General features: G+C 60.3%; 19 protein-coding genes and 1 pseudogene. 12 read left to right on the top strand and 8 right to left on the bottom strand.

Translation table 11 applies throughout. The features are described from left to right. Positions 1 to 166: 166 nt before the first annotated feature. The gene (locus ACLHZ1_RS16535; protein WP_427262959.1) at positions 167 to 1,603 is read right to left on the bottom strand and encodes a 6-phospho-beta-glucosidase; all 1,437 of its coding nucleotides are present in this window, start codon (positions 1,601 to 1,603) and stop codon (positions 167 to 169) included. A 182-nt stretch (positions 1,604 to 1,785) separates the two neighbouring features. Continuing rightward, complete coding sequence (locus ACLHZ1_RS16530; protein WP_408797687.1) at positions 1,786 to 2,517, bottom strand: MurR/RpiR family transcriptional regulator; 732 nt, start codon at positions 2,515 to 2,517, stop codon at positions 1,786 to 1,788. A gap of 144 nt (positions 2,518 to 2,661) precedes the next feature. On the opposite strand from ACLHZ1_RS16530, the gene ACLHZ1_RS16525 reads away from it, so the two are divergent. From ACLHZ1_RS16525 to ACLHZ1_RS16480, 10 genes are all read left to right on the top strand, one after another. Continuing rightward, the gene (locus ACLHZ1_RS16525; RefSeq protein WP_427262958.1) at positions 2,662 to 3,030 is read left to right on the top strand and encodes an ArsR/SmtB family transcription factor; all 369 of its coding nucleotides are present in this window, start codon (positions 2,662 to 2,664) and stop codon (positions 3,028 to 3,030) included. A gap of 72 nt (positions 3,031 to 3,102) precedes the next feature. Continuing rightward, positions 3,103 to 3,600 carry a tyrosine-protein phosphatase gene (locus tag ACLHZ1_RS16520; RefSeq protein WP_427262957.1) on the top strand — a complete coding sequence of 166 codons (498 nt, stop codon included), beginning with the start codon at positions 3,103 to 3,105 and terminating at the stop codon, positions 3,598 to 3,600. A gap of 10 nt (positions 3,601 to 3,610) precedes the next feature. Next, positions 3,611 to 4,627 carry an ArsJ-associated glyceraldehyde-3-phosphate dehydrogenase gene (locus ACLHZ1_RS16515; protein ID WP_427262956.1) on the top strand — a complete coding sequence of 339 codons (1,017 nt, stop codon included), beginning with the start codon at positions 3,611 to 3,613 and terminating at the stop codon, positions 4,625 to 4,627. A 6-nt stretch (positions 4,628 to 4,633) separates the two neighbouring features. Beyond that, entirely contained in the window at positions 4,634 to 5,875 is a 1,242-nt protein-coding gene (gene arsJ, locus ACLHZ1_RS16510) for an organoarsenical effux MFS transporter ArsJ (protein WP_427262955.1), read from the top strand. Continuing rightward, on the top strand, positions 5,875 to 6,951 hold the full coding sequence (arsB, locus tag ACLHZ1_RS16505) for an ACR3 family arsenite efflux transporter (protein ID WP_427262954.1): 1,077 nt from the start codon (positions 5,875 to 5,877) through the stop codon (positions 6,949 to 6,951). Before arsJ ends, arsB begins: the two co-directional genes overlap by 1 nt. Beyond that, positions 6,948 to 7,379 carry a glutaredoxin-dependent arsenate reductase gene (gene arsC / locus ACLHZ1_RS16500; RefSeq protein WP_427262953.1) on the top strand — a complete coding sequence of 144 codons (432 nt, stop codon included), beginning with the start codon at positions 6,948 to 6,950 and terminating at the stop codon, positions 7,377 to 7,379. Before arsB ends, arsC begins: the two co-directional genes overlap by 4 nt. Beyond that, entirely contained in the window at positions 7,376 to 7,924 is a 549-nt protein-coding gene (locus ACLHZ1_RS16495) for a sigma-70 family RNA polymerase sigma factor (RefSeq protein WP_427262952.1), read from the top strand. The genes arsC and ACLHZ1_RS16495 overlap by 4 nt, the downstream gene beginning before the upstream one ends. A gap of 152 nt (positions 7,925 to 8,076) precedes the next feature. After that, complete coding sequence (locus ACLHZ1_RS16490) at positions 8,077 to 9,513, top strand: glutathione synthase (RefSeq protein WP_427262951.1); 1,437 nt, start codon at positions 8,077 to 8,079, stop codon at positions 9,511 to 9,513. A 75-nt stretch (positions 9,514 to 9,588) separates the two neighbouring features. Continuing rightward, the gene (locus ACLHZ1_RS16485) at positions 9,589 to 10,632 is read left to right on the top strand and encodes a permease (RefSeq protein ID WP_427262950.1); all 1,044 of its coding nucleotides are present in this window, start codon (positions 9,589 to 9,591) and stop codon (positions 10,630 to 10,632) included. Positions 10,633 to 10,645: 13 nt separating this feature from the next. Beyond that, entirely contained in the window at positions 10,646 to 10,876 is a 231-nt protein-coding gene (locus ACLHZ1_RS16480; protein WP_427262949.1) for a thioredoxin family protein, read from the top strand. Positions 10,877 to 10,914: 38 nt separating this feature from the next. Here the strand turns inward: ACLHZ1_RS16480 and ACLHZ1_RS16475 are convergent, their stop codons facing one another. The 6 genes from ACLHZ1_RS16475 to ACLHZ1_RS16450 form a co-directional block, all read right to left on the bottom strand. Then, positions 10,915 to 11,766, bottom strand: a complete 852-nt coding sequence (locus ACLHZ1_RS16475) for a universal stress protein (RefSeq protein WP_427262948.1) — start codon at positions 11,764 to 11,766, stop codon at positions 10,915 to 10,917. A gap of 19 nt (positions 11,767 to 11,785) precedes the next feature. Then, complete coding sequence (locus tag ACLHZ1_RS16470) at positions 11,786 to 13,276, bottom strand: SulP family inorganic anion transporter (RefSeq protein ID WP_427262947.1); 1,491 nt, start codon at positions 13,274 to 13,276, stop codon at positions 11,786 to 11,788. A gap of 717 nt (positions 13,277 to 13,993) precedes the next feature. Further along, a complete protein-coding gene (locus ACLHZ1_RS16465; protein WP_427262946.1) occupies positions 13,994 to 14,257 on the bottom strand; it encodes a hypothetical protein in 264 nt (87 codons plus the stop codon). A gap of 144 nt (positions 14,258 to 14,401) precedes the next feature. After that, positions 14,402 to 15,604, bottom strand: a complete 1,203-nt coding sequence (locus ACLHZ1_RS16460) for an MFS transporter (RefSeq protein ID WP_427262945.1) — start codon at positions 15,602 to 15,604, stop codon at positions 14,402 to 14,404. 32 nt (positions 15,605 to 15,636) lie between these two features. After that, positions 15,637 to 17,142, bottom strand: coding sequence for a cyclophilin-like fold protein (locus ACLHZ1_RS16455; RefSeq protein ID WP_427262944.1), 1,506 nt, complete (start codon positions 17,140 to 17,142; stop codon positions 15,637 to 15,639). A gap of 100 nt (positions 17,143 to 17,242) precedes the next feature. Beyond that, positions 17,243 to 18,379 carry an alpha/beta hydrolase gene (locus ACLHZ1_RS16450; RefSeq protein ID WP_427262943.1) on the bottom strand — a complete coding sequence of 379 codons (1,137 nt, stop codon included), beginning with the start codon at positions 18,377 to 18,379 and terminating at the stop codon, positions 17,243 to 17,245. A 202-nt stretch (positions 18,380 to 18,581) separates the two neighbouring features. On the opposite strand from ACLHZ1_RS16450, the gene ACLHZ1_RS16445 reads away from it, so the two are divergent. Together ACLHZ1_RS16445 and ACLHZ1_RS16440 are read left to right on the top strand one after the other, a co-directional pair. After that, the gene (locus ACLHZ1_RS16445; RefSeq protein WP_427262942.1) at positions 18,582 to 19,466 is read left to right on the top strand and encodes a LysR family transcriptional regulator; all 885 of its coding nucleotides are present in this window, start codon (positions 18,582 to 18,584) and stop codon (positions 19,464 to 19,466) included. 299 nt (positions 19,467 to 19,765) lie between these two features. Then, positions 19,766 to 19,930: pseudogene (locus tag ACLHZ1_RS16440) on the top strand (efflux RND transporter permease subunit); the annotation flags it as partial. Positions 19,931 to 20,453 lie beyond the last annotated feature (523 nt).

Below are 20,453 nucleotides of genomic sequence, written 5' to 3'. Positions count from 1 at the left end.
TATTGCGGGCGTGAAGGAAGTCGAGAGCCTGTTCGATACGCATAAAAAATCCGAAACCAAATCAACAGGTTTCGGATTTTTACACATCAGGAGGATCGGTCAATGGATCCTTAACTGATCGGCATTATACCCGAGGGTAACCCTTTTTGCAGGTCGGGGCCTGGCTTCAGAGGGTCTCGCCGTTGCTGGCGATCACCGCCTTGTACCAATGGAAGCTCTTCTTCTTGCTGCGGGCCTGGCTGCCGCTGCCATCGTCGTGCTTGTCCACATAGATGAAGCCGTAGCGTTTGCGATACTCCCCCGTGGTGAAGGAGACGCAATCGATGCAGCCCCAGGGGGTGTAACCCATCAGCTCGACCCCATCCTCGATGACGGCTTTTTTCATCTGCTCTATGTGGGATCTGAGGTAGTCGATGCGATAGTCATCCTGCACCTCGCCCTGATCCCCCGGCTTATCCAGGGCGCCGAAGCCGTTCTCGACAATGAACAGGGGCTTGTTGTAGCGCTCATAGAGGATGTTCAGGCTGTAGCGCAGGCCGACCGGATCTATCTGCCAGCCCCAGTCGGAGGCCTTGACGTGGGGGTTGGGCACGCTGCCCTCAAAGCCCGAGAGGGCGTTGCCGCTGCCCTGATGATGGGCACGCACCGCGTTGCTCATGTAGTAGCTCAGGCCGATGTAGTCGACGCAGCCCTCCCGCAGTATCTGCTCGTCGCCGGGTTCCATCACTATCTGGTAACCCTTGCGTTCCCACTCCTTTCGGATGTAGGCGGGGTAGGCGCCGCGCACGTGGACGTCGCTGAACAGGAAGCGCTCGCGCATCGCCTCCTGGGCGTACATGACGTCATCCGGGTGGCAGGAGTAGGGGTAGAGGGGCACCATGGCGATCATGCAGCCGATCTGGAAATCGGGGTTGATCTCGTGGCCCAGCTTGACCACCTGGGCACTGGCCACGAACTGGTGGTGCAGTACCTGGTACATGCACTCCTCCGGGTTCGGCTCCTGGGTATAGACGACGCCGGAGCAGCAGTAGCCGAACAGGGGGGAGCGCCAGTTGCGCTGGTTGTTGATCTCGTTGAAGGTCATCCAGTATTTGACCTTGTGGCGGTAGCGGCGCATCACCACCTCGCTAAAGCGCACGAAGCATTCGACCAGCTTGCGATGCTTCCAGCCGCCGTACTCCTTGACCAGGTGCCAGGGCATCTCGAAGTGGGACAGGGTGATGACGGGCGCTATGCCGTGTTTGAGCAGCTCGTCGAACAGGTCGTCATAAAATTGCAGACCCTGCTCGTTGGGGGTGAGCTCGTCCCCCTTGGGGAAGATGCGCGACCAGGCGATGGAGGTACGGAAACATTTGAAGCCCATTTCGGCCAGCAGAGCCACATCCTGGGGGTAGTGGTGATAGAAATCCACCGCCTCGTGGTTGCCGTAGTGGTGGCCGGGCAGTATGCCGTCCGTGATGATACGGTCGACGCCGTGGGCGCCGCTGGTCAGCACGTCCACTATGCTGGGACCCTTGCCACCCTGATCCCAGGCGCCTTCCACCTGATGGGCCGCGACCGCGCCCCCCCACAGAAACTCTTTCGGTAACCCTTGCCGTGTCATTGGTTGCTCTCCTCAAAGGCGCCAATATGGCGTCGTCTGGCCATCCCTCGCCGCGAGATACCGGGACGGGCCCGGGCTGGGGACGAGGTGCGATGGCAAGAGGTTAGCAAAGCAAATACGAAAGTCACGATATAACGAAACAGGTGTTTCGTGACCTGTTACACCGAAAAAACAGCCTGTTTTCAGGGGGCGGAATGGGCCGTCAAACGCCTGCCGATGGCCTCGAGAATATACAGGACCGGCACCTGGGTCGTTATATCGTGCTGCTGGCCAATCAATAACTGCGGCATATGGTAGGAGAGATTGAAATCGGCAATCTTGGCCAGGGAACAGGTCTCGCTATTGGTGATGCTGATGAGTTTGCATTTATGAAAACTGAAATTTTGCGCCAGCTTTAAAATATCCGGCGTTTCCCCCGAGACAGAAAGAATAATGGCGACCGCATTGTTGAAGGTGTCCGTGCTGATGGGGTAATAGGGATCGTCGATATGGTTGCTGAATTTGCCGACGTTGGAGAAGAAACGGGCCCCGTATTTGCCGAGGGAGCCCGAGGTGCCCGCCCCGACGAACAAGACCCGGTCGGCCTGTGCGACCAGGGCGGCAGCCTGGTCGACCAGGGTCTCGAATTCGGGATTGTTGATGCTCTTGAAGAAGCTCATCAGCTCGTTGACCCCGAAGCGGGCGACCGATTGGGCTTCCTGCTCCAGGGAGAGCTTGAAGCGGATCCGAAACTCGGAGAAACCCTCGCAGCCCAGCTTCTTGCAAAAGCGCAGCACCGTGGTGGTCGAGACCCCGGCCGCCTCTGCCAGCTCGCGGATCCGCATGAAGGGGACCTGCTCTCTGTGCTTGATGACATAGTGGTAGACCATCAGCTCCAGCTCGTTGAAGGTGGAGAGGGAGAGGTGATTGAACATGATGGATGCCGCTCGCTGGGGTGTCGGAAGGGGGCATGATGGCAATCATGCCCCCCCTTGTAAATTGGAACCTGGGGAGGATGGCTTGATCATTTCAATTACTCTTGTATAGTTGAAATCATGAAGTGATTGGAGAGGTTCCAAATGAACAAAGAGATCGCCACCAAGGTATTCGAGTCCCTTGCATCCGGCATTCGCCTCGATGTGTGGCGCCTGCTGGTCAAGGCCGGACTGGAAGGCCAGGTCGCCGGCCAGCTGGCCAGCGAGTTGGACCTAGCCCCCAACACCCTCTCGTTTCATCTGAAGGCCATGCTGCACGCGGGCCTGCTCTCGGTGGAGCAGGAGGGACGCTTCTTGCGCTACCGCGCCAACATCCCCCTGATGCTGGGCCTTATCGGCTACCTCACCGAGGAGTGCTGCGCCGGTCATCCGGAGGCCTGCGGTCTGGCTGAGAGCCGTCCCCAGGCAGCCAACAGCCAGTCGCACGCCTCCTGTTGCGACGAGCCGCGCTGACCCTGCCCGGTATCACCGCGTGCTGAGTCCCACTTTTACCCCCATCCTGACGAGACATGGAGTCGTTTTAACATGCACCCCTTTGACATCCTGAACCTGGACAATGGCGCCCGCCTTGTCTTCACCCCCTGCCCCGGCACCAGGGAGGCTTCCCTGCAAGCGTCCCTCAAGACATTGCAAGCCGCTGGGGCAGATGCGGTAGTCACCATGATGCCCGATGCCGAGCTTAGCGAATTCAAGGCCGATAGCTTGCCCGCCGAGTGCGAGGCGTTGGGGCTGGCCTGGTACCAGCTGCCGGTGGAGGATGATTGCGCCCCCGAGGCGCCCTTTGCCGCCGCCTTTGCCAGCCACAAGACGGCGCTGCTGGCGCGACTGGCGGCGGGCCAGACCCTGGCCATTCATTGCCGTGGCGGCTCGGGTCGTACCGGGCTGATGGCAGCCATCTTGCTGCTGGAGGCGGGCTATGCCCCCGCCAGGGTCAAGTCGCTGGTGCAAGGGCTGCGTCCCAAGGCGCTGACATTGGCGCCCCACGTCGACTACCTCAACAGCCACTATTCATTCGCCGATTAAGGAAAACAGCATGACCATCAAAGTGGGTATCAACGGCTTTGGCCGCATGGGCCGTCTCTCCTTTCGCGCCGCCTTCGACTGGGCGGATGTGGAGTTTGTGCGCATCAATGACCCGGCTGGCGATGCCGCCTCCCTGGCACACCTCATCACCTTCGATTCGGTCCATGGCCGCTGGCATCATGAAGCGAGCGCCGAGGGGGACCAGATGGTGATAGGCAACCATCGCATCCTCTGCACTCGCAACAAGGAGATCGGTCAGACCGACTGGTCCGGTTGTGATGTGGTGATCGAGGCTTCCGGCAAGATGAAAACCAAGGCCCTGCTCAATGCCTATCTGGCGCAAGGGGTGAAGCGTGTTGTGGTGACAGCTCCGGTCAAGGAGGAGGGGGTGCTCAACGTAGTGATGGGGGTCAACCACCAGCTCTACGACAAGGCGCAGCACCCCATAGTGACGGCGGCGTCTTGCACCACCAACTGCCTGGCGCCCGTGGTGAAGGTGATCCACGAGCGGCTCGGCATCAGGCACGGCTCCATGACCACCATTCACGACATCACCAACACCCAGACCATACTGGATGCCCCCCATGCCGATCTGCGCCGTGCCCGCGCCTGCGGTCTGAGCCTGATCCCCACCACCACGGGGTCTGCCACCGCCATCACCCACATCTTCCCCGAGCTCAAGGGCAAGCTGAACGGTCATGCGGTGCGGGTACCGCTGGCCAACGCCTCCCTCACCGACTGCGTGTTCGAGGTCAATCGCCCCACCACCGAAGCCGAGGTCAATGGCCTGCTCAAGGCCGCCGCCATGAGTGAGCTCGAGGGGATCATGGGCTATGAAGAGCGCCCCCTGGTGTCGGTGGATTACAAGACGGATCCGCGCTCCTGCACCATAGATGCGCTCTCCACCATGGTAGTCAACGACACCCAGGTGAAGATCTACGCCTGGTATGACAACGAGTGGGGCTATGCCAACCGCACCGCCGAGCTGATGCGCATGGTCGGTCAGATGGACAAGGCGCAAGGATAACCCGCCATGGCACTGACCCGACTCTCCCCTGAGATCCGCCAGTATCTGCTGGTGACCGGCAACTACTGGGCCTTTACCCTGACCGACGGCGCCCTGCGTATGCTGGTGGTGCTCTACTTCCACGGGCTGGGTTACAGCCCGCTGGCCATCGCCTCCCTGTTTCTCTTTTACGAGATCTTCGGGGTGGTGACCAATCTGGTGGGGGGCTGGCTCGGGGCTCGCCTCGGGCTCAACCGCACCATGAACATCGGCCTCGCCCTCCAGGTGCTGGCGCTCGGCATGCTGCTGGTGCCGCCGCTCTGGCTGACGGTGCCCTGGGTGATGGGGGCGCAGGCGCTCTCGGGAGTAGCCAAAGACCTCAACAAGATGAGCGCCAAGGGCGCCATCAAGTCGCTGGTGCCGGGAGAGGCCCAGGGTCAGCTCTACCAGTGGGTGGCCCTCCTGACCGGCTCGAAGAATGCCTTGAAAGGGATGGGCTTTTTCCTCGGCGGCGCCCTGTTGACCCTGCTCGGGTTTCAGGGGACCGTGCTGGTCATGGCGCTGGCGTTGGCGCTGGTGTGGTGCGTCAGCGTGCTGACCCTGAAACGGGATCTCGGCAAAGCCAAGAACAAGCCCAAGTTCAGGGAGATCTTCTCCAAGAGCCGGGCCATCAACACCCTGTCGGCGGCCCGCCTCTTCCTGTTTGGTGCCCGGGATGTCTGGTTCGTGGTGGCGCTGCCTGTGTATCTCGCCTCCAGCTTTGGCTGGGACCACTGGTATGTGGGGGGATTCCTGGCGCTCTGGATCATTGCCTACGGCGTGGTTCAGACCCAGGCGCCCCGCTTTACCGGCAAGCGGGAGGGGCGGGTACCCGATGGCAAGGCGGCCATGGGCTGGGCCCTGGTGCTGGCCCTGATCCCGGCCCTGATCGCCCTGGCGCTGCATTTCGATCTGCATCCGGCCATCAGCCTGGTGGGCGGGCTGATGGTGTTTGGCGCTCTGTTTGCCATCAACTCCTCCCTGCACAGCTACCTGATTGTCAGTTATGCCGGCTCTGACGGGGTATCGCTGGATGTGGGCTTCTACTACATGGCCAATGCCCTGGGGCGCCTGCTCGGCACCCTGCTCTCCGGGCTGGTGTTCCAGCTCTATGGTCTCGAGGCCTGCCTCTGGATCTCCACCCTCTTTATTCTGTTGGCGGCGCTCATTTCAATCGGTTTGCCCCGCCATCAGCCGCCCGTTTCATCCAATCCTCATGGAGTCTCGTGATGAGTACTACAGCCTGCTGCGATCTGCCCGTCAGCAAAAAAATGAGTTTTCTCGACCGCAATCTCACCCTCTGGATCTTCGTCGCCATGGCCATCGGGGTGGGCATTGGTTACCTGTTCCCCCAGGTGGCCCAGTGGAATGAGGCGATGTCGGTCGGCACCACCAATGTGCCGCTCGCCATAGGCCTCATCCTGATGATGTACCCGCCGCTCGCCAAGGTGAACTACGCAACCATGGGCACCATGACCCGCGACCGTAAGGCAATTACCCTCTCCTTGGTGATGAACTGGCTGGTGGGCCCCATTCTGATGTTCGTCATCGCCCTGGTGTTCTTGCATGACGAGCCTGGCTACATGGTGGGCCTCATCCTGATCGGCCTGGCGCGCTGCATCGCCATGGTGCTGGTGTGGAACGATCTTGGTGGCGGCAGCAAGGAGTACGGTGCGGGCCTGGTGGCCCTCAACAGCGGTTTCCAGATCCTCACCTACAGCTTCATGGCCTGGCTGTTCATTACCGTACTGCCGCCGCTGTTTGGCCTGCAGGGCTTCGCGGTGGACATCACCATGCTGGATATTGCCGAGAGCGTGCTCATCTATCTCGGCATTCCCTTCCTGGCAGGTTTCCTGAGCCGCCATTACCTGATCAAGGCCAAGGGGGAGAAGTGGTACAGCGAGCGCTTCATCCCGGCTATTTCACCCATCACTCTGATCGCCCTGCTGGCCACCATAGTGCTGATGTTCAGCCTCAAGGGGGAGATGATCGTCGAGCTGCCCATGGATGTGCTGCGGGTCGCCGTGCCCCTGGTGATCTACTTTGTGCTGATGTTCTTCACCAGCTTCCTGGTGGGCAAGAAGCTGGGCATTCCCTATGACAAGAACGCCTCCATCGCCTTTACCGCCACCGGCAATAACTTCGAGCTGGCCATTGCGGTCTCCATCGCCGTGTTTGGCTTGAGCTCGGATCAGGCCTTCGCCGGCGTGATAGGCCCGCTGGTGGAGGTGCCCGTGCTGATCGCCCTGGTCAACGTGGCCCTGCGCATGAAGGGCCACTATGGCAAAGCGGAGGTCCAGGCATGAGTGACCCCAAGATCACCATCTACCACAACCCGGCGTGTGGCACCTCACGCAATACGCTGGCACTTATCCGCAATTCAGGGGTTGAGCCGACCGTTATCCACTATCTGGAGACACCGCCGAGCCGCGAGACCCTGATCGCCCTGATTGCCGCCATGGGGATGCCGGCGCGCGGGTTGCTGCGCACGAATGTGCCGCCTTTTGAGGCGCTGGGGCTGGCGGAGGAGAAGTTCAGCGATGATGAGTTGATCGACGCCATGCTGGCTCATCCCATCCTGATCAATCGTCCCATAGTGGTCACCCCGCTTGGCACCCGGCTGTGCCGTCCGTCAGAGGTGGTGCTGGATATTTTGCCGAGCCCCCAGCAAGGGGCCTTCAGCAAGGAAGACGGGGAGCGGGTGGTGGATGCACAAGGAAAACGTATCAAGTGACCGGGCCAACGGGCGCGCCACCTTGCCTGATGACGGCGTGGCAGCAGCACGAACATGAGATCTATGGGTGGCTGCTCAAGCAATCTGGCAGCCCGATGGATGCCGATGATCTGCTGCAAGAGACCTTCTTGCGGGCGATCCGCCAGCAGGGGAAATTCTGCGCCATCGAGAATGCCAGGGCTTGGCTGTTTGACGTCGCCAGACATCTGGTGATTGATAGAAGCCGCAGGCAACGCCCTCTGCTGCAACTTCCTGACGGGTTGGTCATGCAGCAGAGTGAGCCTGATGCGGTGGATTCGCTGGCTGGCTGCTTGCCCAGAGCGCTGGAGAAGCTGGCCCAGGCTGACCGGGATATTCTGAGGTGCTGCGATTTGGAGGGGATGAAGCAGGCAGATTTTGCCGCCCAATACGGCCTGACCCTTGCCGCCACCAAGTCCCGATTGCTGCGGGCCAGGGAGCGTCTGCGTCAGCGGCTCTCTCTGGACTGTCAGGTCAGGTTGGATGACACGGGCCGGGTCTGTTGCTTCACCCCAGTGGTGAAGTAAGCCATGACCCATGTTCAGCAGAAGGCCAAGGTGTTCTCCTCGGCCTTTTCTTTGTTTTTTCTTGGTTTCGGCCAAAGAAGCGGGGCTACAGCCATGCCAGCGCTGGATAGACGGTTCTTTCAGGTCAGTGAGCAAACAATCAGGAGCTTATGATGAGTTCTCTTGGCATCCATAAAATCAAAGATGATGCTGTCGAGTGGGCATTAACCCAGGGTGTCGCCTTTAAAGCGTCGCTGCATTCTGCCGTGCATACCCCATTTACCCTGACGCCGACCCCGATCAGCAGAGCGAGCTACCAGCATTTGAAAGGTGCGGCGCAGACGTTGAGCAAGCTGATCTATGCCGTCTCTGAGGATCATGGTTTTTTATACGATGCCATTCATCCCATCACGGCGGGCGATCCCTTCTTTTCAGCCCTGCTCAGCATGCATCAACAGATACACGCATCAGCCACCAAGGCCCCCCGGCTGCCATTGCTCATCATGCGCAGCGACTTTATGGACGACAAACGAGATGGCCACAAGCTGGTAGAGTTCAATGGCATCGCCGCAGGTATGGGGCCATTTGGTCAGCGAATACATGAACTGCACCACTATCTGCAACGGCAATGGCCTGCTGAATATGCGCAGTTGTCACCCGAGGCGATGGGGGAGCTCGTCGGCAATCATGCCATTGAAGGATTGTCGGCAGGCATTGCCGAGGCCACCTTCAAGATCAAGCGTGAGTTTGGTGACCCCGGCCCGGCAAGGTTTCTGATGATAGTGCAGGAGCATGAGAACAATGTGTTTGATCAACACCTGCTTGAGCGGGCACTCCAGCGCAAAGGGATTGAGACCCAGCGCAGAACCTTTCGTGAACTGCATCATCGACTGAGTACGGGCGCCAACGACAGGTTGCTCCTCGATGGGGTCGGCTCCCTCGATACCGTCTATCTGCGGGCCGGATACCAATATTCGGATTATGAGGCGACTGCTCTCAAAGAGCAGCGATGTTGCCAGGCGCTGATGGCGACCCGTGTGTTGATTGAGCGACACAGAGTCGCCGTCAATGCCACGGTCGCCCAGCAATTGGCGACCAGCAAACGAGTACAGATGCTGCTGTCGCGTTTGGGCGAAGAGGGATTCGCTTCATTTGGCTTGACCCCGCAAGAGGCTGACACAGTGAGAGATGTTCTGGGGGAGATGCACCCTGTTACCCCAGATAGCGCCCACTTTGTAGAAGCTGCGCCCGCCGATAGTTGGGTGCTTAAAAATCAGGGTGAAGGGGGTGGGCATTGTCTGTTTGGGGCTGACATCCTGGCAAAATTGGCAACCCTTGACCCACTCCAATATCAGGCCTGGTCGCTGATGGGCCGCTTACATCCCGTTCCCAGAGCCATGCCTGCCTGGATAGTGCGCAGAGGAGAGCTGCATCGGGTGACGGATTTGATCGGTGAACTAGGCATGTTCACCGTTCAGATAGATGGCAATCCTGGCTCTGCCGAGCAGAGCTTCGCTGGATATCTGCTCCGTAGCAAATCGGCCGAAGCGACAGAGGGAGGCGTTCATAGCGGGCAAGGTGTCCTTGACTCGCTGGTATTCAGCGATTGATGGAAGGGGCTGGGTGCAGATCATGAGATCGCGGCGCAAGCAAAAAAACGAAAACTATGAGCATCCTTTGCTGACATGCAACGTCTTCTGGATAACCGCGATGTTGATGGAGCCATTATGTTTCAGATTTTCACCGACTTTGCCAGCTGGCTGGTCTACCAGCAATGGGGCCTGAGCCCGCAAACCAAGCTGGGGGATGCGCTCCATTTCTTCGTGGAGGATGTGAGCAAGATCTTTGCGCTGCTGCTGGTCATGATCTACATAGTGGCCATGCTGCGGGCCTCCCTGAACGTCGAACGGGTGAGGGACTATCTGGCGGGCAGGCACAGAGGCGTGGGCTATCTCCTGGGATCCGGCTTTGGTGCCATCACCCCTTTTTGTTCTTGCTCGAGTATTCCTGTGTTCCTGGGCTTCACTTCAGCCGGTATCCCCCTCGGGATCACCATGGCCTTCCTCATCACCTCACCCCTTATCAACGAAGTGGCCGTCCTGTTGCTGGTCAGTCTGCTTGGCTGGAAGTTCACCCTGATTTACGTGGTGGTCGGCATGGCGGTTGGCATCCTGGGTGGGGTATTTCTGGACAAGATCAAGGCCGAACGCTGGCTGGCCGATTTTGCCGCTGAGGCCCTCAGGCAGGGGCAGCATCAGCAAGGCAATATTGCCCAACAGCACGTAGATACTCCTAGCCTCTCACTGGCCAAGCGCCATGGCTTTGCCAAAGATGAAACCCTAACCATCTTCAAACGGGTATGGATCTGGGTCATTGTCGGTGTGGGGCTTGGCGCTGCGCTTCATGGCTTTGTGCCTGATGGCTGGATTGCCTCACACCTTGGTGCCGGTCAATGGTGGTCAGTTCCGGCTGCCGTGCTGATCGGCATTCCCCTCTATTCGAATGCGACCGGTGTGATCCCGGTCATGGAGAGCTTGATCGTCAATGGCTTGCCCATCGGTACCACACTGGCGTTTTGCATGAGCACGGTGGCGGCCAGTTTTCCTGAATTCATTCTGCTCAAGCAAGTGATGAAGTGGCCGCTGCTGGGCACCTTGCTGCTGGTGCTGCTGGTCTCCTTCACCCTGGTTGGCTGGGTGTTTAACGTCGTATCGCCGTTGATTTCTTGATGAGGAGTGTGAGATGAAACATGTAAAAGTGCTAGGCATGGGCTGCGCCAATTGCAAGCACACCGTCCAGCTTATCCAGCAGGTGGTGGATGAACTGGGTGTCTCAATTGAGCTTGAGAAGGTGGAGTCCTTGCCTGACATCATGAAGTACAAGGTGATGTCGACGCCGGCCGTCGTCATCGATGACAAGGTAGTCCATGCAGGCGGGATCCCGGCCAGAGAGGCGGTACAAAGCTGGTTCTGACACACGCAGGGGCGGGCTATCCCGCCCCTGATGATTGATTATCTCAGCAACAACAGAGAGGCGTTGGTCATTTTCAGTATCCCCGTGGTGGTGCTGCCCACGATAAATTGCCTGATCCGTGAGTGGCCGTAAGCCCCCATCACGATGAGGTTGATCCCCGCCTCGGTGGCATGCTGGCAAATGCTCGGGGCAACCTCCCCCTGAAGCAGACGGGCATCGACCTCGACCCCCGCACTCTTCAACACCTGCCTGGCCTGCGCCAGCTGGCGCTCGTGCTCGTCACTGGGCTCGCCGACCATCACCAGCTCGCACGCCAGCCCCTTGAGCAGCGGGCTGCCGGCGACCAGCGCCAGCACCCTCTTCGCGGTCGGGCTGGCGTCATAGGCAAACAGGAAGCGGCGCGGCGCCTCAAAGCCCGGCTGCACCACCATGATGGGGTTGGCCAGGGTGCGGATGACGTTCTCGATATGGCTGCCGATGAGCGCGTGGTCTCCGTCGTGGGCAGTGCCCCGCTTGCCCATGATCATCATCCGCATGTTGGATGAGAGTGCCTGGGTTGCCTCCACCAGCTGGCCGTGGCGTTGCAAGCTTTCGACCTGGGTCACCCCCAAACCAGTCAAGTAGCCTTGGGCGCTCTCGAGCAGCAGGCGACCCTGCTCCTGGGCCAGGCGGCTGCGCCGATGATCCAGCTCGGCCAGCTCCTCGAGCAGCAGCTCACGGCTGCCCAGACCGATGGCGCCGGAGAGATCGCTCTCCCCCTCAAACGCGTTTTTTTCCAGTACGTGCAGCAGGGTGACCGGCAGCCCTGTGCCGGTCGAGGCCCAGGCGGCGGCGTCGCACACCGCCGCCTGGGCAGGGGAGCCGTCGATACAGGCAAAAATATGGGTCATGATGGACTCCTTGTTGTGATCAGTGGCCAGCCAGCAGCTTTTCCACTTCTTCCGGTTTGTCGTGTACCCCGAAGCGATCGACTATGGTGGCACTGGCCTCGTTCAGACCGATGATCTCCACCTCGGTGCCCTCGCGGCGGAACTTGATGACCACCTTGTCCAGCGCCGTGACGGCGGTGATGTCCCAGAAGTGGGCATAGGTGAGGTCGATCACCACCTTCTCCACCACCTCCTTGAAATCGAAGCCGGCGAAGAACTGCTCGGCGCTGGCGAAGAACACCTGGCCCCTCACCCGATAGGTGCGCACCACGCCGCTGCGCTCGCTGTCGCTCTTGACCAGCATGAAGCGGGCGACCTTGTTGGCGAAGAACAGGGAGGCGAGCAGCACCCCGACAAATACCCCGAGTGCCAGGTTATGGGTAGCCACCACCACGGCGACTGTGGCCAGCATCACGATACTGGTGGAGAGGGGGTGGGTTTTTAGGTTGCGCACCGACTCCCAGGAAAATGTTCCGATAGAGACCATGATCATCACGGCCACCAGGGCTGCCATGGGGATCTGGCGGATCCACTCATCCATGAACACCACCATCAGGATGAGCAGGGTGCCCGCCACAAAGGTGGAGAGGCGACCGCGGCCACCGGATTTGATGTTGATGATGGACTGGCCAATCATGGCGCACCCCGCCATGCCCCCCATCAGGCCGGCGCCGATATTGGCGATCCCCTGGCCCTTGCACTCGCGATTGCGATCGCTTGGGGTATCGGTCAGGTCGTCGACGATGGCCGCCGTCATCATGGATTCGAGCAGACCCACCACGGCCAGACCCGCAGAGTAGGGGAAGATGATCGCCAGGGTCTCGAGATTGAGCGGCACCTCGGGCCAGAGGAAGATGGGCAGGGTATCGGGCAGTTCGCCCATGTCACCCACGGTGTGAATATCGATGCCCATGGTGATGGCCACCGCCGTCAGGATGACGATGCACAGCAGCGGAGAGGGCACCAGCTTGCCCACCACGGGGATGAGCGGGAACAGATAGATGATGGCAAGGCCGGCCGCCGTCATGGCGTAGACCTGCCAGGTGACGTTGGTGAGCTCCGGCAGCTGGGCCATGAAGATGAGGATGGCCAGGGCGTTGACGAAGCCGGTGACCACGGAGCGGGAGACAAACCGCATCAGGCTGCCGAGCTTGAGGTAGCCCGCCGCTATCTGCAGTACCCCGGTGAGCAGGGTGGCCGCCAGCAGATATTGCAGGCCATGATCTTTGACCAGGGTCACCATCAAGAGCGCCATGGCACCGGTGGCGGCGGAGATCATGCCGGGACGGCCGCCGACGAAGGCGATGACCACGGCGATACAGAAGGAGGCATAGAGGCCGACCTTGGGGTCGACGCCGGCGATGATGGAGAAGGCGATGGCCTCCGGGATCAGCGCCAGGGCGACCACGATACCGGCCAGCAGGTCACCGCGTATGTTGGAGAACCACTCTTGTCTTGCACGTTCCAGCATGGGGGGATTTTCTCGCTTGTTGAGGAGCCATAGCACAGAGCATCCACCGACTCGGGGTCAGGTGGCGTTCGGGCAGGATCACATTGTTGTATTGGTATATGACGGATGAACAAACACGCTCCGGTTGTGACAACCAGAGTCAGGCGGCAGGCGCCGCGAAGGGCGGGGTTAGGGCGGCGTGACGGTCACGCCAGAGCGCAAAATAGGCATAGGGGCGGCATGTTAACAGCTGCTGGCGTGCCATGAAAGGGCAAATCGCCCCGGGTTGTCGGTGCATGTTTTCAGTTAGTTTCCGCAAAGCCGCATCGATTTGGGCAAAGAATGTCCAGGACAAGGGGTATCAAGTGGCTTGCATATGGTGACCGAAATTGCGGGGGATCCTTTCTCAAGGTTGAAGGCGAACTTCCCGGCCAACCGCGACAGGCCAAAAAACAGCCGCATAGCGGCTGAAAAGGCAGGTGATGGAAATGGCCACACCAGTAGGCATAGAGTTAAGCCGGTCGTGCTGTTACCCGTCTCGGGGCAGACGATTTGCCATCCCAGATATTCGCTCATGCTCGCAGGGCGTTGGAGAAAGGGTTCATCACAATAACCCCAGCTGATATCAGTGCTATGCCCAACGAAGTGGGCAGACCCAGTCTCTACAGGTTAAAAGTACTATCCCACCAAGGAGGTTAATGCGATACCGATGCCGGGCCAGCGGGCCGGTCGAGGTTATCAGATCGGCACCTTGAGGGAGACCATGTCGATGACGAAGCGGTACTTCACATCGCTCTTGAGCATCCGTTCATAGGCAGCGTTGATATCTTGCATGGCAATCACTTCCACATCCGACACTATGTCGTGTTGGCCGCAGAAATCGAGCATCTCCTGAGTCGCAGCCATACCACCAATCATGGACGCCGCTACCGCCTTGCCGCCGATCACCATGGGCATGCTGTCCAGGGCCGGTTCGAGCGGGCCAAGATAACCCACCAGCACCAGGGACCCCTTGAAACGCAGGCATTAAGATCGTGCACATAGGGCACGGTATCGACGATGAGGTGACATCAGTTGCCGGGGTATCTCTGTGCAACGCAGGGGCTGCACGGCGTCTTGAGCGGGTTGAGTCACGGGATTGGAGCATCATCCGTTCACCTGGGCGGTGTGCAGCCGCCTGCCATTGCCGACCACCAGCGTGGCCACCATCAACAGGGCGGCGCTGCCAATCAAGGTGGCGCCTATGGTGTAGTGATCGAGCAGCCAGCCACCGATGCCAGCCCCCAGCATGATGGAGAGCTGGATGGCGGCAACGATGAGGCCGCCGCCACTCTCGGGGGCATCGTGGATCCCCCGGGCTATCCAGGCTGACCAGGCAACCGGAATGGCGGCATTGATGGCACCCCACAGGGTCAGCATCAGCGCGACGCCCCAGAAGGAGTGCTGCATGGCGAGCAGGCCAAGGGTGATGAGTGCAAGCATCAGAGGCAGCCATCGCAGCAGCCGATAGAGGTGACGATGCAGGGTGGCGCTGGCCACAGTGGTGCCCACGAATCCGGCCATTCCCAGTGCCAGCAGCAGGGAGGAGAGTTCCGGCAGGCTGGTTTGGGTACGCGTCTCCAGAAACGGTCGGAAGTAGGTAAACGCACAGAAGGCGCCGGCAAAGGTGAGCATGACGCCGAGCATGGCCATCGCCACATTGGGTCGCTTGAGCAGCCCCAGCACTTGTGCCACGCGGCGCTCGCTTCGCATCGAGGGCAGGCTGACGGCCATCCACAGCAGATTCAGCACCACCAGCGGGGTAAGCAGCCAGAACACGCCCCGCCAGCCGATGATGCCCCCCAGATAACTGCCGAGCGGAGCGGCAAAGGCGGTCGCGACGGCATTGCCGGTGTACATGAGGCCGAGGGCCTTGGGCACCGAGTCGGGGGCCACCAGCCTCATGATGGTGGCGGTGGCCAGTGCCCAGAATCCACCGACCACCACGCCCAGCAGGGCCCGGGCCAGCATCAGCAGCGCAAAGTTGGGGCTCAGCGCGATCAGGATGAGGGAGATCAGCATCACCAGTGCCAATACCATCAGCACATGACGCCGCTCATGATGGGCGCAGATCCGGGTGACCAGCAGGCTGGCGACGACGGCGAAGAGACCCGAGATGGAGATGGCAAGGCCTGCCTGGCCATCGCTGGCACCGAGATCGCGGGCGATCGGGGTCAGCAGGCTGACCGGCATAAACTCGGCGGCGATCAGCAGGGCCACGCAGAGGGACATGGCCCCCACGGCCCCCCAATGCTCCTGTACCACGGGCGAGTATTCAGCGGGTGCAATAGATGGATGTTCAGTATTCATTTCACGACCTGATATTGAAGGATGGAGGTGCGTCATTTGACGGCTTCAATGGTGAGGGTGCCCGAAGGCTGGGCAGTCAAGGCATCCAGACCCGATACAAGGCGTCCCAGGCGGATGAGGCCGCTCGAGTAACCGAAGTCCCGGTAGTAGATCGCCAGATTGCCCCAGGGGGCGTAGTAGGCGATGTCTCCGACTTGCGGGTCTATCCCCTCTGGCGCCGCCTGAGTCGTCAGCTTGCGCGGCAGGTAGGCAATTTTCTCCGTCTGTGCGTACTCCTCCAGTGCCAGGGTGAGGGGGAGCTGGGAGAAAAAGTCCCGGGCGCTCGGCGTATCGTCGAGCGTCGCCACGGCCGTGCGGCCATTGATGGTCATCTTGATGCGCATGTTGTCTTGTCCGTTGAGGCTGAGGGTGACGTTTTGAGCGAACTCCTGCTGCCACCAGGCCGTGGTGGCGGGGAGGCTCGCCATGGCGAGGGGCTGGCCGATCCGTGGTGTCAGCAAGCGATAGGGCTTGCCGTCATTGGCACGGCTGATCCGCTCCAGTGGCGCCATCCAGGGGTGGTTGGCCAGGGCAAACTTGCCCAGATGAGCCGGCATCAGGGCACGGGCTTGCAGATCCTCTGCGGCCTTGGCAGCTTCCTCCGGTGTCATGTGGATCAGTGGCCAGCGCGGGTCGTATTGCCCCATGTCCAGCACGGCCAGATCGATTGGTCCCAGGCGCCGGCCGATATCGGCAAAGTGGCGACCGTAGCCGCTGTCACCGCTGAAGAACAGGGTTTGCCGGGCACTCTTCAGGGCGAAGGCGACCCAGAGCGTCTGGTTCTTCTTAAACAGTCGCCCGGAGTAATGGCGTGCAGGCAAGAGATGGATGGTCAGTTCGGGATCCAGTTGCAGGGTGCTGTTCCAATCCGCCTCATGTATGCGGGCCTGTGGGTAGCCAAAGAGCTCCAGATGAGCGCCGACACCGAGCCCGCTGACCACCGCCTTGACCCTGGGCAGCAGTGCCTTCAGGGTTGGATAGTCGAGATGATCCCAGTGATCGTGGCTGATCAGCAGGTAGTCAATGTCGGGGACATCCCCGGCGCTATACGGATTACTGCCTGCAAAAGCTTCATTGGCATAGGGCAGGGGGGCGGCATTGTCACTAAAGACGGGATCAATCAGGATGCGCTTGCCCGCCAACTGGACGTAATAGGAGGAGTGTCCGAGCCAGATCACCAGATCCGCATGGCGGTCGAGACGGTGAAGGTCGGTCTTGACGGCAGCGAGGGGGGTGGTGGGAGTCAGATCGTTGGCAGGATTCAGCCACCCCGACAGGATGATCGAGAGGGTACTGCTGTCACCGGTCAGTACAGATGTGGGCTCTAGATTCTGAAATTCACCGCCTCGGTAATGGGGTGATCGGGTGATGGCATCAAGGCGTGCGCCTGAAGGGATGGCCCCCATCTGCGGTTGCCCAATAAAGAGCATGGCCGAGGCGACCAGTGCCGCCGCGATCAACAGCAAGGCCGGCAGTATGGTGCGTGTTTCAGTGGTCATTGCTTAGCTCCCGACATCAGCTTTCGTGCAGCAGACACGTCATGTGACACCGCATCCGATGGAAAACGCGCGGCGGTATGGCCCGCCGCGTGCTTGGCCTTTACTTCAGGTTGGTCTTGAAGAACTGCTCAAACTGAGCAAAGGGGATCTTGCCGGCCTCGTTATCGTAGAGATCCACATGGTTGGCACCCGGTACCACGACCAGTTCTTTTTGCTGACTGCCCACGGCCTTGAAGGCATCTTCGGCAAAGTAGCGCGAGTGGGCGTTCTCGCCGGTGACGACAAGCGTAGGAATCGTGATCTCGCTGGCATAGCTCAGCAGCGGCATGTTCATAAACGACAGCGGCATGGTGGTGGTCCAGGCTCCGTTAGAGTTCACCGAGCGAGAGTGGAAGCCGCGCGGGAGACGGTAGTAATCGAAGAACTCCTTGAGGACCGGATGCGGATTGTCCGGCAGGGCCTCTGGCAGGGTCCGGCTGGCTGCCGTGACCTTACCCTTCTGGTCGACATAGAGATCGTGATTGCTATGGGCAAAAGAGCCACTTTCCGCGTCTTGCCAGCGTTGTTCGTTCAGGTGTTTCAATATGGCGCGGCGATCGGCCGTGGTGTAACGATCCTTGCCATCGCCGACCCCATGCCCCATGGCTCGACTCATGTCATACATCACGCTGGTCGCCACGGCTTTGACGCGAGTATCGGCGGCGGCGGCATTGAGGGCCATGCCACCCCAGCCGCAGATCCCCAGCAGACCGATCCGGGTACGGTCCACCTCCCCTTGCAGACCAAGGAAATCGACGGCGGCACTGAAATCTTCGGTGTTGATGTCGGGTGAGGCCACATCGCGCGGTTGGCCGCCGCTTTCGCCGGTGTAGGAGGGATCGAACGCCAGGGTGACGAACCCGCGCTCGGCCAGGGTTTGGGCATAGAGACCGCTCGACTGCTCCTTCACCGCGCCAAAGGGACCGCCCAGGGCAATGGCCGCCAGCTTGGCGTTTCCCCGGTTCTTCGGCAGATAGAGGTCAGCGACCAGGGTGATGCCATAACGGTTCTTGAAGGTCACCTTGCGATGCTCGACCTTGTCGCTCTGGGCGAAGGTCTTGTCCCATTGGGTCACCATGGAGACGGGTTCAGTGGGGTTCGCAGTTTGGGCATGGCTCATGGTGGAGACTCCGGTCAATGCGGCGCCCAGCAGCAGGGCAGACGCGATAGCGGTCAGCTTCTTGGGGATAACATTCATGGTAAAGCTCCTTGAAATCGGATTTCTGATCCGTGGTACTGGCTTGATGGTGTTGTGAACCATGAGCTGCATTCTAGTTAGAACAATTGGTGATGATTAGGCCGGGTTTTTTGATAACATTAATGCGTATCTGTTCTTAATTGGTGCGTCCAATGGCCGTTGAACAGGCCATGGCTGGCTGAAAAAATCAGGGTGGAACAAGATGACAAGCCGCGAGAATTACAACGATCTCCACGTCTTCATGCTGGTTGCCCGGGAAGGCAGCTTTACCCGGGCGGCTGCCAGACTGGGGCTGGCCCAGTCCGGGATCAGCCGCACCATCCGGGATCTCGAGGCCAGGCTCGGGGTGCAACTGCTGGTGCGCACCACCCGCAGCCTGTCACTGACCCAGGCTGGCGAGCAGTTGTACCGCACGGCAATGAGCGGCTTTCAGTCCCTGGATGCGGGGCTGGCCACCCTCGCCCACTTTCGCGATACCCCGTCCGGCACTGTGCGGATCAACGCCAGCCAGCACGCCATCGACAAGGTGCTGCTGCCCAAGCTGGCCCTCTTCAGGCAGCACTATCCGGATATCCGGCTGGAACTCATCAGCGAGAGTCGCTTCGTGAACATCATCGATGAGCGCTTCGATGCCGGCGTACGGCTGGGGGGCGAGGTGGATGAGGGGATGGTGGCCGTGCGCATTACCCCCGATCTGGAGATGGTGATGGTGGCGACGCCGGATCATTTTCTGCAATACGGCTTTCCGCAGACGCCAGCCGATCTGGCGGTGCATCCCTGCATTGCCTACCAGTTTGCCGATGGCAGCCTCTATCAGTGGGAGCTGTGGCAGGAGGGCAAGCTCGTCAAGCATAGGCCCCAGGGGCAGTGGGTTTTTTCCGACAGCTACATGGAGGCGGCTGCAGCCAAAATGGGACTGGGACTGGCTTATGTACCGGAGGAACTAGTGGTTGACGAGCTAGAACACGGCAAGCTGATCCGAGTGCTAAATAGGTTTAGTCACCGCTTTGACGGTTTGCATCTTTATTATCCTCATCGGAATGTCTCTCCGGCGTTGAGAGCGGTTATTGATGCATTGAAACGCTAGCTGTGCACACCCACCAGGATGTTCACATATCGAATCCTGCGCGCCCTTTATTAATATGATTTGGCCTGAAGAGGCATGTTGGCGTCTGCCTCCAGGAGCCAGGGTGATATGTCCAATGCGTCCCGGCTCAGCCGGACTCCCCAGGGACGGGGTCATAGTGCAGGGGGGAAGGGGCCATGGAACCGTCATGGTGGCAGGCATGGCCACTCAGCTCGAACAGTCTTCCCCTTGCTGCCCGGGCATGGCAGGCGGCGCTGCCGCCATGGGCCTGCGCGATGGCTGCGACGACGGCCAAGCCCAGCGCGGAGACCCAGCATGCCATCGGCACCGGCGTGTTCGGCGGCATGATCAGCGCCACCCTGCTGGCCATCTTCTTCGTGCCGGTCTTCTTCGTCTTCGTCATCGGCACCCAGGAGCGCTTTCAGGTCTGGCGGGCCCGGCGAGCACAGCGCCGATCATTCTGACCGATGCGCGAGGTGGCTGGTCCTGGGGGGGCGATGATCATGCCCTGCGTGCCTGGCACCATTCGGCGCACCTTCGAAGAGGGTGATCGTGCCCTGGTGCTGGGCCTGTGGTGAATGGTCGGTACTGCGGGGGGGGGCCTCCACGCTCGCCGAGCCACTCAAGGTGCAAGCCGTGCGTTCAATAGGCGACAGTCGTCGCCCAGACGCTGGCAGAACCTCGGGCAAGCGCGTTCATCGAGGCGGCGAAAGTGGCCTTCTGGGAGGCCCATTCGACCCTGCTGGTGACCTCTGCCGGGCTGATTGGCCTACTTGCCGTGCTGGTCTTTCTCATGCTCGGCAGCTATCGAACAGACCGCTGAGAGTCTGGAAACGCGGGGGCGGTCTCGCGCTATCTCTTATGGGAAGGGGCGCCATCGCCAAGGTGGGGACGGGGAGGGGCATCAAACCAGAAAGGCACAAAGGGTTGGCTTCGTCTTGGCGCCAACCCTTTGCCGCTCTGTTCCCTCGGCGTCATGGGGATGGC

It is taken from the genome of Aeromonas sobria (genome assembly GCF_050266975.1).
Classification (GTDB): Bacteria; Pseudomonadota; Gammaproteobacteria; order Enterobacterales; family Aeromonadaceae; genus Aeromonas; species Aeromonas sobria_B.
Note: the sequence above shows the minus strand (reverse complement) of the source record. Positions and strands in the feature narration are given on the sequence as shown.

Coding starts and splice junctions, on each gene's coding strand:
- ACLHZ1_RS16525 (WP_427262958.1), top strand. CDS start 2,662: ATGAACAAAGAGATCGCCACCAAGGTATTCGAGTCCCTTGCATCCGGC.
- ACLHZ1_RS16490 (WP_427262951.1), top strand. CDS start 8,077: ATGAGTTCTCTTGGCATCCATAAAATCAAAGATGATGCTGTCGAGTGG.
- ACLHZ1_RS16470 (WP_427262947.1), bottom strand. CDS start 13,276: ATGCTGGAACGTGCAAGACAAGAGTGGTTCTCCAACATACGCGGTGAC.
- ACLHZ1_RS16460 (WP_427262945.1), bottom strand. CDS start 15,604: ATGAATACTGAACATCCATCTATTGCACCCGCTGAATACTCGCCCGTG.
- ACLHZ1_RS16530 (WP_408797687.1), bottom strand. CDS start 2,517: ATGTTCAATCACCTCTCCCTCTCCACCTTCAACGAGCTGGAGCTGATG.
- arsB (WP_427262954.1), top strand. CDS start 5,875: ATGAGTACTACAGCCTGCTGCGATCTGCCCGTCAGCAAAAAAATGAGT.
- ACLHZ1_RS16475 (WP_427262948.1), bottom strand. CDS start 11,766: ATGACCCATATTTTTGCCTGTATCGACGGCTCCCCTGCCCAGGCGGCG.
- ACLHZ1_RS16445 (WP_427262942.1), top strand. CDS start 18,582: ATGACAAGCCGCGAGAATTACAACGATCTCCACGTCTTCATGCTGGTT.
- ACLHZ1_RS16485 (WP_427262950.1), top strand. CDS start 9,589: ATGCAACGTCTTCTGGATAACCGCGATGTTGATGGAGCCATTATGTTT.
- arsC (WP_427262953.1), top strand. CDS start 6,948: ATGAGTGACCCCAAGATCACCATCTACCACAACCCGGCGTGTGGCACC.
- ACLHZ1_RS16480 (WP_427262949.1), top strand. CDS start 10,646: ATGAAACATGTAAAAGTGCTAGGCATGGGCTGCGCCAATTGCAAGCAC.
- ACLHZ1_RS16455 (WP_427262944.1), bottom strand. CDS start 17,142: ATGACCACTGAAACACGCACCATACTGCCGGCCTTGCTGTTGATCGCG.
- ACLHZ1_RS16520 (WP_427262957.1), top strand. CDS start 3,103: ATGCACCCCTTTGACATCCTGAACCTGGACAATGGCGCCCGCCTTGTC.
- ACLHZ1_RS16515 (WP_427262956.1), top strand. CDS start 3,611: ATGACCATCAAAGTGGGTATCAACGGCTTTGGCCGCATGGGCCGTCTC.
- arsJ (WP_427262955.1), top strand. CDS start 4,634: ATGGCACTGACCCGACTCTCCCCTGAGATCCGCCAGTATCTGCTGGTG.
- ACLHZ1_RS16535 (WP_427262959.1), bottom strand. CDS start 1,603: ATGACACGGCAAGGGTTACCGAAAGAGTTTCTGTGGGGGGGCGCGGTC.
- ACLHZ1_RS16450 (WP_427262943.1), bottom strand. CDS start 18,379: ATGAATGTTATCCCCAAGAAGCTGACCGCTATCGCGTCTGCCCTGCTG.